This is a genomic window from Streptomyces coeruleorubidus, from assembly GCF_028885415.1.
In the GTDB taxonomy this organism is placed as follows: Bacteria; Actinomycetota; Actinomycetes; order Streptomycetales; family Streptomycetaceae; genus Streptomyces; species Streptomyces coeruleorubidus_A.
Genome location: NZ_CP118527.1, coordinates 8061951 through 8076468 on the forward strand (window position 1 = coordinate 8061951; position 14518 = coordinate 8076468).

General features: G+C 72.0%; 11 protein-coding genes. 8 read left to right on the top strand and 3 right to left on the bottom strand.

The window, feature by feature from the left end:
• Nucleotides 1–53 precede the first annotated feature (53 nt).
• Nucleotides 54–1631: an alpha/beta hydrolase gene (locus tag PV963_RS37225; protein WP_274820860.1), complete on the bottom strand. Its 1578-nt coding sequence runs from the start codon at nucleotides 1629–1631 to the stop codon at nucleotides 54–56.
• Between the two features lie 137 nt (nucleotides 1632–1768).
• Nucleotides 1769–2809, bottom strand: coding sequence for an Rv2578c family radical SAM protein (locus tag PV963_RS37230; protein WP_274820861.1), 1041 nt, complete (start codon nucleotides 2807–2809; stop codon nucleotides 1769–1771).
• A 171-nt stretch (nucleotides 2810–2980) separates the two neighbouring features.
• Here PV963_RS37230 and PV963_RS37235 point away from each other — a divergent pair, with 171 nt between their 5' ends.
• The 4 genes from PV963_RS37235 (at nucleotide 2981) to PV963_RS37250 (ending at nucleotide 9323) form a co-directional block, all read left to right on the top strand.
• Nucleotides 2981–3424, top strand: coding sequence for an SRPBCC family protein (locus tag PV963_RS37235; RefSeq protein WP_020276619.1), 444 nt, complete (start codon nucleotides 2981–2983; stop codon nucleotides 3422–3424).
• A gap of 156 nt (nucleotides 3425–3580) precedes the next feature.
• Nucleotides 3581–5971 (top strand): MFS transporter, encoded by a 2391-nt coding sequence (locus PV963_RS37240; RefSeq protein WP_274820862.1) that lies wholly within the window; start codon nucleotides 3581–3583, stop codon nucleotides 5969–5971.
• A 145-nt stretch (nucleotides 5972–6116) separates the two neighbouring features.
• Nucleotides 6117–8564 carry an ATP-binding SpoIIE family protein phosphatase gene (locus PV963_RS37245; RefSeq protein ID WP_274820863.1) on the top strand — a complete coding sequence of 816 codons (2448 nt, stop codon included), beginning with the start codon at nucleotides 6117–6119 and terminating at the stop codon, nucleotides 8562–8564.
• A gap of 33 nt (nucleotides 8565–8597) precedes the next feature.
• Nucleotides 8598–9323, top strand: coding sequence for a class I SAM-dependent methyltransferase (locus tag PV963_RS37250; RefSeq protein ID WP_274820864.1), 726 nt, complete (start codon nucleotides 8598–8600; stop codon nucleotides 9321–9323).
• A gap of 9 nt (nucleotides 9324–9332) precedes the next feature.
• On the opposite strand, the gene PV963_RS37255 is transcribed toward PV963_RS37250, so the two are convergent.
• Nucleotides 9333–10514 carry a CdaR family transcriptional regulator gene (locus PV963_RS37255; protein ID WP_274820865.1) on the bottom strand — a complete coding sequence of 394 codons (1182 nt, stop codon included), beginning with the start codon at nucleotides 10512–10514 and terminating at the stop codon, nucleotides 9333–9335.
• Between the two features lie 204 nt (nucleotides 10515–10718).
• On the opposite strand from PV963_RS37255, the gene PV963_RS37260 reads away from it, so the two are divergent.
• Genes PV963_RS37260 through PV963_RS37275 form a run of 4 tightly spaced genes read left to right on the top strand, consistent with a single transcriptional unit; the run spans nucleotide 10719 to nucleotide 14480 of the window.
• Nucleotides 10719–11651: a substrate-binding periplasmic protein gene (locus PV963_RS37260; protein ID WP_274820866.1), complete on the top strand. Its 933-nt coding sequence runs from the start codon at nucleotides 10719–10721 to the stop codon at nucleotides 11649–11651.
• Between the two features lie 11 nt (nucleotides 11652–11662).
• Nucleotides 11663–12418: an amino acid ABC transporter permease gene (locus PV963_RS37265; RefSeq protein WP_274820867.1), complete on the top strand. Its 756-nt coding sequence runs from the start codon at nucleotides 11663–11665 to the stop codon at nucleotides 12416–12418.
• A complete protein-coding gene (locus PV963_RS37270; RefSeq protein WP_274820868.1) occupies nucleotides 12415–13209 on the top strand; it encodes an amino acid ABC transporter ATP-binding protein in 795 nt (264 codons plus the stop codon). Before PV963_RS37265 ends, PV963_RS37270 begins: the two co-directional genes overlap by 4 nt.
• Nucleotides 13191–14480 (top strand): NAD(P)/FAD-dependent oxidoreductase, encoded by a 1290-nt coding sequence (locus PV963_RS37275; RefSeq protein ID WP_274820869.1) that lies wholly within the window; start codon nucleotides 13191–13193, stop codon nucleotides 14478–14480. The genes PV963_RS37270 and PV963_RS37275 overlap by 19 nt, the downstream gene beginning before the upstream one ends.
• The last annotated feature ends 38 nt before the right edge of the window (nucleotides 14481–14518 follow it).

The following is a 14518-nucleotide window of genomic DNA, read 5'->3' on the forward strand; positions in this document are numbered from 1 at the left end:
GGTGGACCATGGGACTGACAACGCCCGCCCCCGACGGACCGACCCTCAACTGCTCAGCCGCGGAAGCCGAGCAGGCCGTGCAGCGTCGAGCCCTTCGATGATGCCGAGGCCGCCTTCGCCGCCGCCGGCTTCGGGTCGGGCAGGGCCGCGCACACCGCGTCCGCCTCGCCGTACCCGCGCGGCACGGTGCCGTCGGACAGATACGCCGCCAGGTGCTTGTCCAGGCAGGCGTTCCCGCTGAGCGTGATGCCGTGGTTGCCGCCGCCTTCCTCGACCACCAGGCTGGAGCGCGCCAGCAGATGGTGGACGGTGACAGCGCCCTCGAACGGGGTGGCCGCGTCGCCGGTCGCCTGGAACAGCAGGGCGGGCGGCAGCTTGCCGTTGGCGATGTTCACCGGCTTCAGCGAGTGTGCCGGCCAGAAGGCGCACGGTGCGTTGTACCAGGCGTTGTTCCAGGCCATGAACGGCGCCTTCTCGTACACCGCCCAGTTGTCCTCGCGCCACTGGCGCCAGTCGCGCGGCCAGTCGGCGTCCCGGCACTGCACCGAGGCGTAGACGCTGTAGCCGTTGTCGCCGGAGGCGTCGACCGCACCGAGGTCCTCGTACGCCTCGACCAGCGGCTCGGGCTTCCTGTCGTTCACGTACGCCGCGAACGCCGCGGCCAGACGGGGCCAGTAGCCGTTGTAGTAGCCGCCCGGGACGAAGGTGTCCTCCAGCTCCGCGGCCCCCACCGTGCCGCCCGCCGGCTTTTTCGCGAGGGCCGTCCGCATCGCGTACCACTTGGTCTCGATCCGCTCCGGATCGGTGCCGAGCCGGTATGTCGAGTCATGCCTGGCGACCCAGGCCATGAACGCGCGGTGGCGGTCGTTGAAGGCCATGTCCTGGTTGAGGTTGGCGTCGTACCAGACCTCCGTGGGGTCGACGACCGAGTCCAGGACCAGTCGCCGGACGCGCTCCGGGAAGAACTTGGCGTAGACCGCGCCCAGGTAGGTGCCGTACGAGTAGCCGAGGTAGTTGATCCTCTTCGCGCCCAGGGCCTGCCGGATCGCGTCCATGTCGCGCACCGCGCCGGTCGTGTTGAGGTACGGCAGCAGATCGCCGTACTTCTTGGCGCAGGCGGCGGCGAAGGACTTGGCGCGGGCCAGGTTCGCCTTCTCGATGGCGGGTGTGGTCGGCAGGGAGTCCGGGCGCACCGGGTCGAAGTGGCCGGGTCGGCAGTCCAGCGCGGGCCCGCTCGCGCCCACGCCGCGCGGGTCGAAGCCGATGACGTCGTACTGCGCCGCGACCTTCTCGGGCAGCGAGGACGCGACGAACCCGGCGAGCGTCAGGCCGCTGCCGCCGGGGCCGCCGGGGTTGACCAGGAGCGGGCCCTGGTACGTCTTGGCGGTGTGCGGGACGCGGGACAGGGCGAGGGTGATCCGCTGTCCGCGTGGCCTGCGGTGGTCCAGCGGCACCTTCAGGGAGGCGCACTGGAGCGTCGGGTACTTCTCGGTGGCGCAGTTCTTCCATCTGGGTTTCGCGGCGTGCACGGGCTCCGCGGTGCGCGGTGCGCTCGCCTCGGCGGGAACGGCCGTGAAGGTACCGGCCACGACGACGGCGGCGCCGCACAGCGCGGCTGCGCGTTTTCTCATGGAGTCCTCCCAGGACGGCGGGATGGAGGACCGCGAGGGTCACCGTCCTCGCCGCATCGTCCCGGAAGGAGGTCTTGGAAGAACTCATTCGGTCACTGTCATGACCCGGATGGATCTTTGGATGCGCTCGAACGCTCCTAAAGGAGCGAGAGTTGAGTCGGCCCGGACACCGGGGGCTCCTCGACCGGCTCAGGGGGCCGGATCCGGCGCGGCGTGTCCGCGCGCGTGGGCCCGATGCCGTACTCCTCGGCCAGTTCGTGCACCTGACGGGTGATCCGGCGCTGGTACCACTTCGGGGCGTAGGAACCCTCCGCGTACAGCCGCTCGTAACGCGCCACCAGGTACGGATGGTGCTGCCCCAGCCAGGCCATGAACCACTCGCGGGCGCCGGGCCGCAGATGCAGCACCAGCGGGGTGACGGACGTGGCGCCGGAGGCCGCGATCGCCCGCACGGTGGCCCGCAGTCGGGCCGGGTGGTCGCTCAGGAACGGGATCACCGGTGCCATCAGCACACCGCAGCCGATGCCGTGCTCGCCGAAGGTCCGTACGACCTCCAGGCGCCGCTCGGGCGCGGGTGTGCCCGGTTCGACGGTGCGCCACAGCTCCTGTTCGGTGAAGCCGACCGAGACGGAGATGCCGACGTCGGTCACCTCCGCCGCCTGTTTGATCAGGTCCAGGTCGCGCAGGATGAGCGTGCCCTTGGTCAGGATCGAGAAGGGGTTCGCGTGGTCGCGCAGGGCCGAGATGATGCCCGGCATCAGGCGGTAGCGGCCCTCGGCGCGCTGGTAGCAGTCCACGTTCGTGCCCATCGCGATGTGCTCGCCCTGCCAGCGGCGCGAGCCGAGCTGCCGGCGCAGCAGCTCCGGCGCGTTGATCTTGACCACGATCTGGGAGTCGAAGCCGAGGCCCGTGTCGAGGTCGAGATAGCTGTGCGTCTTGCGCGCGAAGCAGTACACACACGCGTGTGAGCAGCCGCGATAGGGATTGACCGTCCACTGGAACGACATCCGGGAGACCGCCGGCACCCGGTTGATGATCGAGCGGGCCCGGACTTCGTGGAAGGTGATCCCGCGGAACTCCGGCGTGTCGAAGGTACGGGTGGTCACGGCGTCCGCGCCGAACAGCGCGGTGTCGGCCCGGCTGTGTTCGGAGTCCTCTGTGAGGTTGTCCCAGCGCATGACGCCTCCTCGGTAGCACTGCCCACAGAATAGAACACATGTTCCTTTGATCGTGCGAGGGTGTTTTCCGAACGTGTTCGACCGGGTTGGGCGACCCCGATTTGGGGGGCCGGGCGGCGGGGTGGTTGGCTTGCCCCGACCCCCCGAGAACCCATGTCCTGGAGGAACCCGATGGCGCAGGTCGAGGCCACTACGGAGCGGATCGTCGCGGCGGACGCGGAGACGGTGTTCGACGCCCTCGCCGACTACAGCGGCACGCGCGCGAAGCTGCTGCCCGAGCAGTTCAGCGAGTACGAGGTCCGGGAGGGCGGTGACGGCGAGGGCACGCTCGTCCACTGGAAGCTCCAGGCCACCAGCAAGCGCGTGCGCGACTGCCTCCTGGAGGTCAGCGAGCCCACCGACGGCGAGCTGGTCGAGAAGGACCGCAACTCCTCCATGGTCACCACCTGGCGGGTCACCCCGGCCGGCGACGGCAAGTCCCGGGTCGTCGTGACCACCACCTGGACCGGCGCCGGCGGCATCGGCGGCTTCTTCGAGAAGACCTTCGCGCCCAAGGGCCTCGGCCGGATCTACGACGCGCTGCTCGCCCGGCTCGCCGCCGAGGTCGAGAAGTAGCCTCCCTCAAACCGGGAAATTCCAGGGGCCGTTGTGCCCCTCACCGGTTCGGGTGATCTCCGTTCGGCTCCTGCTTGTGCCGTAACTCGTCGCGCTTGCTCGTAGTTGTCGCTTTTACGCGGGAATTGTGCGGCGGCGCGACGAGGGGAGCGGTAGGTGGGCGGGATCACTCTGGCGCAGGACGAACCGGCGGTGGCACCTCCCGAACCTCCCGCCCCACCACATGCCCCGACAGCCGAACTGAGCCCGCGCAGGGTGCAGTTGGTCTTCGTCGCACTCATGCCGGCCCTGCTCCTCGCCGCCCTGGAGCAGATGATCGTCGCCACCGCGCTCCCGAAGATCGTCGGTGAGCTGCACGGCCTGGACCGGATGTCCTGGGCGATCACCGCCTACCTGCTCACCGCGACCGTCGGACTGCCGATCTACGGCAAGCTGGGCGACCTGCTCGGCCGCAAGGGCGTCTTCCAGTTCGCGATCGTCGTCTTCGTCGCCGGCTCCGCGCTCGCGGGCCGGGCGCAGACCATGGACCAGCTGATCGCCTTCCGCGCCCTCCAGGGCGTCGGCGCGGGCGGCCTCATGATCGGTGTCCAGGCGATCATCGCGGACATCGTGCCCGCCCGGCGGCGCGGCCGCTACATGGGCCTGATCGGTGCCGCCTTCGGACTCGCCTCCGTGGCCGGGCCCCTGCTCGGCGGCTACTTCACCGACTACCTCTCCTGGCGCTGGTGCTTCTACGTCAACGTGCCCTTCGGTCTGGTCACGCTGGCCGTCGTCGCCGTCGCGCTGAAGCTCCCGAAACCGGCCGGCAAGGCACGACTGGACATCCTCGGCGCGCTGCTGCTGACCGCCGCCTCCACCTGCCTGGTCCTGCTGACCAGTTGGGGCGGCACCACGTACGCCTGGGACTCGCGCGTGATCCTCGGCCTCGGCGCCGGAGCGGCGGTGGCGACCGTCCTCTTCCTCGTCGCCGAGCACTTCGCCGCCGAACCCCTCATTCCGCTGCGGCTGTTCAGGGACTCCGTCTTCAACGTCACCGGTCTGATCGGCCTGGTGATCGGAGCCGGGCTGTTCGGCGCCGCCGGCTATCTGCCGACCTACCTCCAGATGGTCGACGGGGCCTCCGCCACCGAGTCGGGCCTGCTCATGCTGCCCATGATGGCCGGCATCGTCGGCGCCTCGATCATCGCCGGACAGCTCATCAGTCACACCGGCCGCTACAAGGCCTACCCGATCCTCGGCGGCGCCCTCTCCATCGCCGGCATGTGGCTGCTGTCCCGCCTCGACGCCGACACGCCCCGGCTGCACTACAGCATCTGGATGGCCGTCCTCGGCGCCGGCATCGGCATGGTGATGCCCGTGCTGATCCTCGCCGTGCAGAACTCGGTGCGCCCCGCCGACCTCGGCACCGCCACAAGCGCCAGCAACTACTTCCGGCAGATCGGCGGCAGCGTCGGCGCCGCCGTCTTCGGCACCCTCTTGGCCGACCGACTCGCCGACGCCTTGGCCCGCAACCTGCCCACGCGCGCGGACGACCGGCTCCCGGACCCCGAGTCCATCACCCCGCAGCTCGTGCACGACCTGCCCCCGGCGCTGCGCGACGGCTACATCGGGGCGTACGCCGACGCCATGCCGCGGATCTTCCTCTACCTGGTGCCGGTGCTCGTCCTCGGACTGGTCATCGCCCTCTTCCTCAAGGAGAAACCCCTGGTGTCCCACAACGTTTCCGTCACCGACCCGGACACGGCGCCGAGGAGCACCCCGATCCCACAGGCGCGCGCTCCCCACACCGCCGGGATCCCCGTCTGCGGCTCGGTGCAGCACCACGACGGGACCGTCGTACCGCGCGCGGCGCTCACGCTCATCGACGTCACCGGACAGCAGACCGGGCGCGGCGCCAGCGGCGAGGACGGGCGCTACGCGCTGGCCACCCCGGGCCCCGGCGCGTACGTGCTGATCGCCGCCGCGGGCGGTCACCAGCCGCAGGCGGTCTCCGTGACCGTCGGCGAACGCCCCGTCGAACTGGACATCGTCCTGGGCGGCGCGGGGAACCTCGTCGGCAGCGTGGTCACCGCCGACGGCACACCCGTACGGGACGCCGGCGTCACCCTCACCAATGTGCACGGCGAGGTCGTGGCCACCACCCGCAGCGGCCGCGAGGGCGGCTACGCCATCACCGACCTCGTGGCCGGCGAGTACACCCTCGCCGCCAGCGCCCCCGCCTTCCGCCCGGCCGCGCTCCCCGTCACCGTCCAGGCCGCCCGCGAGACCCGCCGGGACATCGAACTGGCCGGCGGCGCCGTCCTGCGCGGCACCGTACGGGCGGGCGGCGGCCGGCCCGTCGAGGACGCGCGCGTGACCCTGCTGGACGTGGCCGGCAACGTCGTCGACACGCTCACCACCGGCCCCGACGGCACGTTCCGGTTCGTCGACCTGTCCTCCGGCGAGTACACCGTCATCGCCGCCGGTTACCCGCCCGTCGCCACCGTGCTCCAGGTGGCCGGCGGCGGCCGCACCGAGCGGGACCTCCAGCTGGGGCACGAGGACTGAACCCACACCGGCGCGCGGGGTCGTACGCCGGTGCGTACCCCGCGCGAGGAATTCCCGCATTGCCGCACATGGCAACCGGCGGTCGCCGTACGGTGGTGACGCTGGCACAGATCTTGCGGATCCGTGGGGAGAGAGGGCCTGGGCCATGGACCGTGGCACCGAGAGGGACACACCAGCCGGCCCCGGAGCCAGGCACGGCTCGGTGACACAAGCCACCGAACCCGGCCGTGTCCCCCTGGCCGTGGTCGTCGTCGACCGCGAAGGCCTCGTGTCCCACTGGAGCCGGGGCGCACGGCGCCTGTTCGGCGTCCCCAAGGACGAGGCGATCGGCCGCGCGGCCCTCGACCTGCTCCCGGTCTCCGGCGCACTCTCCGAGGACCAGGACACCACCCCGTACGAGGCCTGTGACGGGCTCGGCCCCGGCCTCGAAGCCTCCCTCGACGGCGGGCTGTCCTATCCCGCGGCGGGCCGAGCCCGGCTCACCACGCCCGGCAGCGACCGGGTCGACGTCCTGTGGTGGGCCTACCCCCTGGTCGGCCCCGGACCCGAGCGGCTGCTCGTGCTGGCCGCCGACGCGGACGGGCTGCGCACCGGCGACGCCGACGGGGTGGCCGAGCGGATCGCGCCCGACTTCGCGCCGCACACCCACTTCCCCGAGTCCGAGGACCTCGCCCGCCGACTGCCCGAGATCCTGCCCAGCATGAGCGTCGGCGAGAGCGCCCGCATCGTCGCGCAGGTCCTCGAACTCGGCTACCCGGTCCTGGAGTTCAGCCAGAACGACCGGGTGCCCGTCACCCCCGACTGGGGCGTCGCCCGGCGCGCCGAGCGCAAGGCACGCCGCGAGCGGGCGGCGCGGGCCCTGGCCGCCGGCGAGCCCGTGCCCAAGGAGCTGCGGGACGAGGGCGAGGACCTCGAGTACGCCGCCGTCCGCGAGCGCCTGGAGTTCCTCAACGAGGTCAGCGGCCGCATCGGCACCTCCCTCGACCTGTCCCGCACGATCATCGAGGTGAGCAGGGCGGTCGTGCCCCGCTTCACCGACGTCGCCGGGACGTACCTGCGGGAACAGGTCGTCGCCGGCGAGGGGTTCCCCGAGGGCGTGCCCGACACGACCACCATGTGGCACCGGGTCGCCGTCGAGCACACCGACGAACCCGGCCGCTGGGACGACGTCGTGCCCGTCGGGGAGGCCATGCCGTTCCCGGCGCACACGCCGTTCTTCCAGTGCATGACGACCGGCGAACCCGTGCTCGTGCCGCGCATCAGCGAGGAGATGGGCCACGCCATCGCCGCGCAGTTCGAGAAGCGCGACATCCGGCCGCTCATCACGGGCCGCTCCATGCTGGTCGTGCCCCTGAAGGCCCGCCATGTCGTGCTCGGCTTCATGATCCTGCTGCGGCACCCGGAGCGGCCCGTCTTCAACGACATGGACCGTGTCACCGGCGCCGAACTCGCCGCCCGCGCGGGCCTCGTGCTCGACAACGCGCGCATGTACACGTACCAGGAGAACGTCGCCGAGACGCTCCAGGACAGCATGCTGCCGCACATCCCGCCCCGCATGGCGGGCTGCGACATCGCCACCCGCTATCTGCCGGGCACGCTGCTCGGGCGGGTCGGCGGCGACTGGTTCGACGCGGTGAAGCTGCCCGGCGGCCGCACCGCGTTCGTCGTCGGCGACGTCATGGGCCACGGACTGAACTCGGCCGCCATGATGGGCCAGTTGCGCACGGCCGTGCAGACCATGGCCGCGCTCGACCTGCCCCCCGCCCAGCTGCTGCGCAACCTCGACGACCTCGCCCAGCGCCTCGGCGACACCTATCTCGCGACCTGCCTGTACGCCGTGTACGACCCGATCGCGAGCGAACTGCACCTCGCCAACGCCGGGCACATCCCGCCCGTCCTGGTCCGCGCCGAAGACGGGCGCAGCGAACTGCTGGACCTGCCCACGGGCGCGCCGATCGGCGTCGGCGGCGTGCCCTTCGAGGCGGTCCGCGTGCGCGTGGAGCCCGGCGACCGGCTGGTGATGTGCACCGACGGGCTGGTCGAGGTGCGCGGCGAGGACATCGGCGTGGGTCTCGCGACCCTCTGCGCATCGGCCGCCCATCCGGCCGCGTCCATGGACGACGCCTGCGACACGATCATCCGCGCCCTCAACACACGGGGCGGGCGCAAGGACGACGTCGCCCTGCTGATGGCCCGCCTGAACGGCATCGAGCCGGACGACGTCGCCGAGTGGCGGCTCGCCCTCGACCCGGCCGAGGTCGGCCGGGCCCGCGCGGTGGTCCGCGAGCAACTGCACGACTGGGGCCTGGCGAAGCTGGCCGCGCCCGCCGAGCTCCTGGTCAGCGAACTCGTCACCAACGCTGTACGGCACTCCCGCGCCCGCCCCGTCGCACTGCGCCTGGTCCGCGGTGACACCCTGCTGTGCGAGGTGGACGACGACGACCACGAACTGCCGACGCTGCTCGGCACGGGCCCACTGGACGACGCCGGGCGCGGTCTGCGGGTCGTCAGCACGCTGTCCCGCGAGTGGGGCACCAGCCGGACCAAGGCCGGCAAGACGGTCTGGTTCGAGCTGACCCTGCCGCGCCGCTGAACACCACCGCGTCGACACCCTGGGGAGTTGGGCATGAGCGTGACGAGCCGGTACCGGGAAGCCTGGGAGGGGTTCTGGCGTGAGGCGTCCGACGAACCGGGGGCGGTGATGTGGGACGCCGAGCCGGCCGTGACCGTCGGGCCGCATCTCGCCCTGTTCGAGCCGCGGCTGGCCGATCCCGCGCTGCCGCTGGTGGACCTCGGCTGCGGCAACGGCACCCAGACCCGTTTCCTCGCCGACCGCTTCCCGCGGGTCGTGGGCGTCGACCTGTCGGCCGCGGCCCTCGACCACGCCCGACGGGCCGACCCGGCGGGCCAGGCGACGTACCGGCAGCTGGACGCAGCCGACAAGACCGAAGCGCAGGCCCTGCACGCCGAGCTCGGGGACACCAACGTCTACATGCGCGGCGTACTGCACCAGTGCGAGCCGGACGACCGGCAGCCGCTGGCGGACGGCATCGCCACGCTGGTCGGCGACCACGGCCGGGCCTTTCTCGTGGAGCTCTCGGAAGCGGCCAAGCCGGTGCTCTTGGGCCTGGCGAGCGACCCGGCCGGTCCGCCGCCCAAGCTCGCGCCCGTGTTCCGGCACGGCCTCGCACCCGGCGAGGTCTCCGACGACGCCGTACCCGAATATCTGGGCTCGGCCGGTCTCACCGTCCTGGCTGGTGGCGAACTGCCCCTGACGACCACGGAGTACCGCCCCGACGGCACGCGCATCGAACTGCCCTCCAGGTGGCTGGTGGCGGGGCGTACGGCCTGAGGCGAACGGTCAGCGGTCCGGGCCGCCCAGCCGGTCGGCCAGACACGCCAGGTACAGCGCCATGGCCGTCCGGTGCTCGCGCAGCGGGCGGCCGGTGAGCTGCTCGATCTTGTTCATGCGGTAGACGACGGTGTTGCGGTGGATGTGCAGCGCCGCGGACGCCCGTACGAGGTTGAAACCGCTCTCGCACCAGGCGGTGATCGTGTCGCGCAGGGCCGGCCAGTCCGGCTGCTCCCGCAACCGCGCGGCGGTCAGGTCGAGCAGCCGGGTGCGGGCGGACTGGCTCACGGCCGCCAGGAGCTGGTGGACCCGCAGATCGCCGATCGGGTGGACGGTGGAGCCGCCGTCCACCCGGGCGCCCAGGCGCAACGCGTCGCAGGCGTCCTGGTAGGAGTCGTGCAGACCGCCGACGGACGTGGCCGGTTCGCCGATGCCCGCGCGGGCGGTGAGCCCGTCCTGGGCGGCGATGACGTCCGTGACCCGGCGGCAGTCGGCGGCCGGCGCGTCCGCCGGGGCCCGGGCCGGGAGCCGGTGCAGGACGCCGATCCAGCCGGGAGCCGTGCCCGCGACGATGTCCTGCGGGTCGGCGAAGACGTCGCGGACCGTACGCAGCAGCTCGGAGCGGACCAGCGCCACGTCCCGGGCCCGCCCGCCGCGACGGGCGCCCGGGTCGGGCACGGTCACCTCGAAGACCACCGCGACCCGGCGCAGCCGCAGGTCGAAGCCGAGGTCGGCGGCCCGGTACATCAGGAGGTCGCCCTCCACGACCAGCGGGTCGTACGAGGCGATGTCGGTGAGCAGTTTCTCGGCCGCCCGCTCGGCGAGCAGCCGGGAGCGCAGCATCACGGACTCCCGGATCAGGATCTCCGTCTGCCGCTTCACCAGCAGCCCGAAGCGGCCCACCTGGGCGGGGGTGCCGGTGATCCCGACGGTCCCCACCGCCTGCCCGTCCGTGACCAGGGGCAGGGTGATGCCGGGCCGGACCCCGCGCAGCGCCTGGGCCTGAGACGCGTTGTGCGTGGCGGGTTCCTTGGTCCGGACGACCTCGACGGACGCCTCGTGGAAGGTGCCGACGCGGCTGCTGTCGCCGCTGCCGATGACCATGCCCTCCGCGTCGGTGATCAGCACATTGAAGCCGATGACCGCGGAGGTGTCCCCGGCGATCTCCTGCGCGAGTGACGGGCTCAGCACGGGCGATTCCTCCCGTCAGGGGCGGTCCGGGTTGGACGCACCGTACAGGGGAGGGGGTGATTCCGGCGACAAGTTCGTACGAAGTGAACGGTGACGCGCGGCAGGCCTGTGCCTAGCGTATGGGCCCAATCACCTCCCCGCCCTGGGCGCAGTGTCCGGTGAATCGGCGGGATCCTTCAGCACCGAGACGGAAGGCCCGAGCCGATGATCCGCGTGCGCTCGCTCGCTCTCGCTTTGTCCGCGATGCTCCTGATGTCCACGGCCGCCGCCTGCGGCTCGGGAGGGGACGACGCCCCGAAGAACGTGTCCGCCGAGACCGCCGCGCTGGGCACGCTCACGCCCGGCGTCATCAAGGTGGCCGTCCAGCCCTACGCGCCCTACACCAGCGTCCAGGGCGGCAGAATCGTGGGACTCGACGGCGACATCCTCGCCTACGCCGCCGAGAAGCTGGGCCTGAAGATCGAGCCGGAGGTGACGGACTTCGCGGGCATGCTCGCCGGGGTGCAGTCCCGCCGGGTCGACATCACCATCGGCGGCGTCGCCTGGTCCGCCGACCGGCAGAAACAGGGGCTGTTCACCGATCCGCCCTACTACTCGCCCCCGGCGATGGCCGTCCGCAGCGGCAAGACGTACAAGGCGGTCGGTGACCTGGAAGGCCTGAACCTGGGCACCGTCGAGGGCTACGTCTGGGTCAAGTCCATCCAGGCCGTGCCGGGCGGCAAGCTGCACGCCTACCCCGACGCCAACGGCGTCTTCGACGACCTGGGCGCCGGCCGGGTCGACGTCGGCTTCCTCGATCCGCTGATCATCATCGCCGCGCAGAAGCAGCGCCCGGAGCTGAAGATCGACACCCAGTACCTGACGCCGCCGACCGCCGAACAGGTCAAGGCCAAGCCCGCCTACGCGTACTTCCAGCCGTACCAGACCGGCTTCTACCTGCCGAAGAAGGCCACCAAGCTGGAGCAGGCGATCTCCGCGCAGATCGACGCCATGTACGAGAACGGTGAGCTGGAGAAGCTCGTCCGCAAGTACGGCGGCGACCCGAGGCAGTTCCTCGTGCCCGCCGCCGACGTCGCCACGGCCCGCCGCGGTGTGGACCGGCCCCAGGACTGGACGCCCCCGTCCATCGCCCAGTGAAAGCAGGCGCCATGTCCGGTCTCTTCGAGGTGCCCTGGTCCGACTACCGGCCCGATCTCATCGACGCGCTCGGGCGCACCGTGTCCTACACGGCCGTGAGCTTCACGGGTGCGGTGCTGCTCGGCCTGGCCGTGGCGCTGCTCCGGCTCAGCAGGGCCTGGCCGGCGCGCGCCCTCGCCGCCGTCTACACCGAGGTGTTCAAGAACGTCCCGCTGCTCGCCATCATCTTCCTGACCTACTTCGGCCTGGCCTCCGCCGGGATCCGGCTGGACGTCTTCACGGCCGGCTGCCTCAGCCTCGTCGTCTTCTACGCCGCCTACCTCTCCGAGATCTTCCGCGCCGCGATCAGCGGCGTGCACGCCGGGCAGACCGAGGCCGGTGAGGCGCTCGGACTCGGCAGGACCGGCATCTTCGGCCACATCGTGCTGCCGCAGGCCCTCCGCTTGGCCCTGCCCGGCACCAACACCATGCTCGTCGACCTGCTCAAGTCCACCTCGCTGCTGGTCACCGTCTCCGCCGCCGAGCTGATGTCCGAGGGCCGGCTCATCACCTCGGCCACCTTCCGGGCCCTGGAGGTGTACCTGGTCATCGCGGCGATCTACTTCGCCCTCTGCTACCCGCTGTCCCAGCTGCTGCTGCTCCTGGAGCGGAAGGTCCGGTCGGGAGTGCCCCTGTCGCCGTGGCGACGGCGGCGCCTGCGGACGGCCCGCGCCCTGCTGGCCGCCGAGCCGGCCGCCGCCGTTCCCGTGAAGGAGGTTTCCGCATGACCGAGTCAGTGGCCGCTGCGACGCCCGCCGCCCGGTCCTCCTCCCAGGCCGTCATACGGATCGAGGGGCTGTGCAAGTCCTTCGACGGCCGGCTCGTGCTCGACCGGGTGAACCTGGAGGTCGGCCGGGGCAGCATCGTCAGCGTCATCGGGCAGAGCGGGGGCGGCAAGACGACCCTGATGCGCTGCGTCAACCTGCTGGAAAGCCCGGACCGAGGCACCGTGGAGGTAGCCGGGGAGGTCGTCCACCAGGGCGGCCGCATGGCCTGCAGCGACCTGCCCCGGCTGCGCCGCACGGTCGGCATGGTCTTCCAGCGGTTCCATCTGTTCCCGCACCTGACCGCCGTGGAGAACGTGGTGCTCGCGCAGCGCAAGGCAGGGGTGCCCGAACAGCAGGCCCTGGAGCGGGCCGTGGCGCTGCTGCGGCGGGTCGGGGTGGCCCACCGTGCCCTCGCCCGGCCCGAGCAGCTCTCCGGCGGCGAACAGCAGCGCGTCGCCATCGCGCGGGCCCTCGCCCTCAGGCCCGAGGTGCTGCTCTTCGACGAGCCCACCTCCTCCCTGGACCCCGAGGCGACCCGGGAGGTGCTGAGCGTGATGCGCGAACTGGCCGCCGACGGGATGACGATGCTGCTCGTCACCCACGAACTGCCCTTCGCCCGTGAGGTGTCCGACCACGTCGTGTTCGTCGACGGCGGCCGGATCGTCGAGGAGGGCCGGCCCGAGGACGTCCTGGACACCCCCGCCGAGGCCCGCACCAGGGAGTTCCTCGCGTCGTGCGGGAACGCGTCATGAGCGCCGTGCCGGGCCCCGTCGTCGTGGTGGGCGGCGGCGTGGTCGGGCTGTGCACGGCCTACTACCTGGCCGCCGCGGGGCTGCAGGTGGAGGTGGTCGAGCGGCGCCGGCTCGGGTCCGGGGCGTCCCGGGGCAACGCCGGCTGGGTCTGCCTCAGCCACTCGACGCCGGTACCGGCCCCGGGCGTGGTGCGCTACGCCCTGCGCTCGCTGGGCCGCCCCGACTCCCCGCTCTATCTGCGGCCGCTTCCGGACCCGGCGTTCGTACGGTGGCTGTGGCGGTTCTGGCGCAGCAGCACACCGGCCGTCTTCCGGCGCGGCTACGCGGCGATCGCCGAGCTGAACCGCGAGACCTTCGGCCTGTTCGACGGAATGCGCGAGGCCGGGGTGGACACGACGCTGACCCGGCCCGGGATGGTGCACGCCTTCCTGTCTCCGGCCGAGGCCCGCCACCACCTCGCGGTCCAGCGGGAGATGGCGGACGGGCACTACCCCGTGCCCGACGACATCGTCACGGGCGCCGAGGCGCACCTGCTGGACGAGGCGCTGTCACCGGCCGTGCGCGCGGCCTACCTCGTGGCGGGGGAGGGGGTGGTCGACCCGGAGGCGTTCGCGCGTGCCCTGGGCGAGGCGCTGGCCGCCTCGGGTGTGAAGATCCACGAGAACGCCGAGGTCACCGGGTTCCGGACGGCGGGCGGCCGGGTCACCGCCCTGCGCACCGCCGACAGCGAACTGCCCTGCGCGGCGGTCGTCGTCGCCGCCGGCATGCGCTCGCCGGATCTGCTCGGGCTGCTCGGCCGCCATCTGCCCCTCCAGGCCGGCAAGGGCTACAGCTTCTCCGTGGACCTGGATCCGGCGCCCCGGCACACGCTGTACTTCGGCGAGCGCCGGGCGGTCGCCTCGCCGATCGGCGGCACCACGCGGATCGGCGGCACGATGGAGCTCAGCGGCAACAACAACCGTCTCGACTGGCGCCGTGTCGTCGCGGTCGCCCTCGCGAGCCGGCACTATCTGGGCCGCTGGTTCGACGACCCGGACGACCTGGTCGGCCTGATCCGGGACCCCTGGGTGGGCGGGCGGCCATTCCTCCCCGACGGGCTTCCGTTGATCGACCGCGTCCCGGGGCACGACAACGCCTTCGCGGCGACCGGCCACGGCATGCTCGGGGTCACCCTGGGCCCGGTCACCGGGCACCGGCTCGCCGAGTACGTCGTCACCGGGCGGCGACCCGAGGCCCTCGTGCCCTTCCGCTTCGACCGGCTGCGGAGCTGAGCGCGGACGCGGCCTGGTGGGCAGGTTTTTGTCGGTGT

Excerpts from the sequence above, each read along its gene's own strand:
- PV963_RS37265 (WP_274820867.1), top strand. The coding sequence starts at position 11,663 with ATGTCCGGTCTCTTCGAGGTGCCCTGGTCCGACTACCGGCCCGATCTC.
- PV963_RS37245 (WP_274820863.1), top strand. The coding sequence starts at position 6,117 with ATGGACCGTGGCACCGAGAGGGACACACCAGCCGGCCCCGGAGCCAGG.
- PV963_RS37225 (WP_274820860.1), bottom strand. The coding sequence starts at position 1,631 with ATGAGAAAACGCGCAGCCGCGCTGTGCGGCGCCGCCGTCGTCGTGGCC.
- PV963_RS37235 (WP_020276619.1), top strand. The coding sequence starts at position 2,981 with ATGGCGCAGGTCGAGGCCACTACGGAGCGGATCGTCGCGGCGGACGCG.
- PV963_RS37230 (WP_274820861.1), bottom strand. The coding sequence starts at position 2,809 with ATGCGCTGGGACAACCTCACAGAGGACTCCGAACACAGCCGGGCCGAC.
- PV963_RS37270 (WP_274820868.1), top strand. The coding sequence starts at position 12,415 with ATGACCGAGTCAGTGGCCGCTGCGACGCCCGCCGCCCGGTCCTCCTCC.
- PV963_RS37260 (WP_274820866.1), top strand. The coding sequence starts at position 10,719 with ATGATCCGCGTGCGCTCGCTCGCTCTCGCTTTGTCCGCGATGCTCCTG.
- PV963_RS37250 (WP_274820864.1), top strand. The coding sequence starts at position 8,598 with ATGAGCGTGACGAGCCGGTACCGGGAAGCCTGGGAGGGGTTCTGGCGT.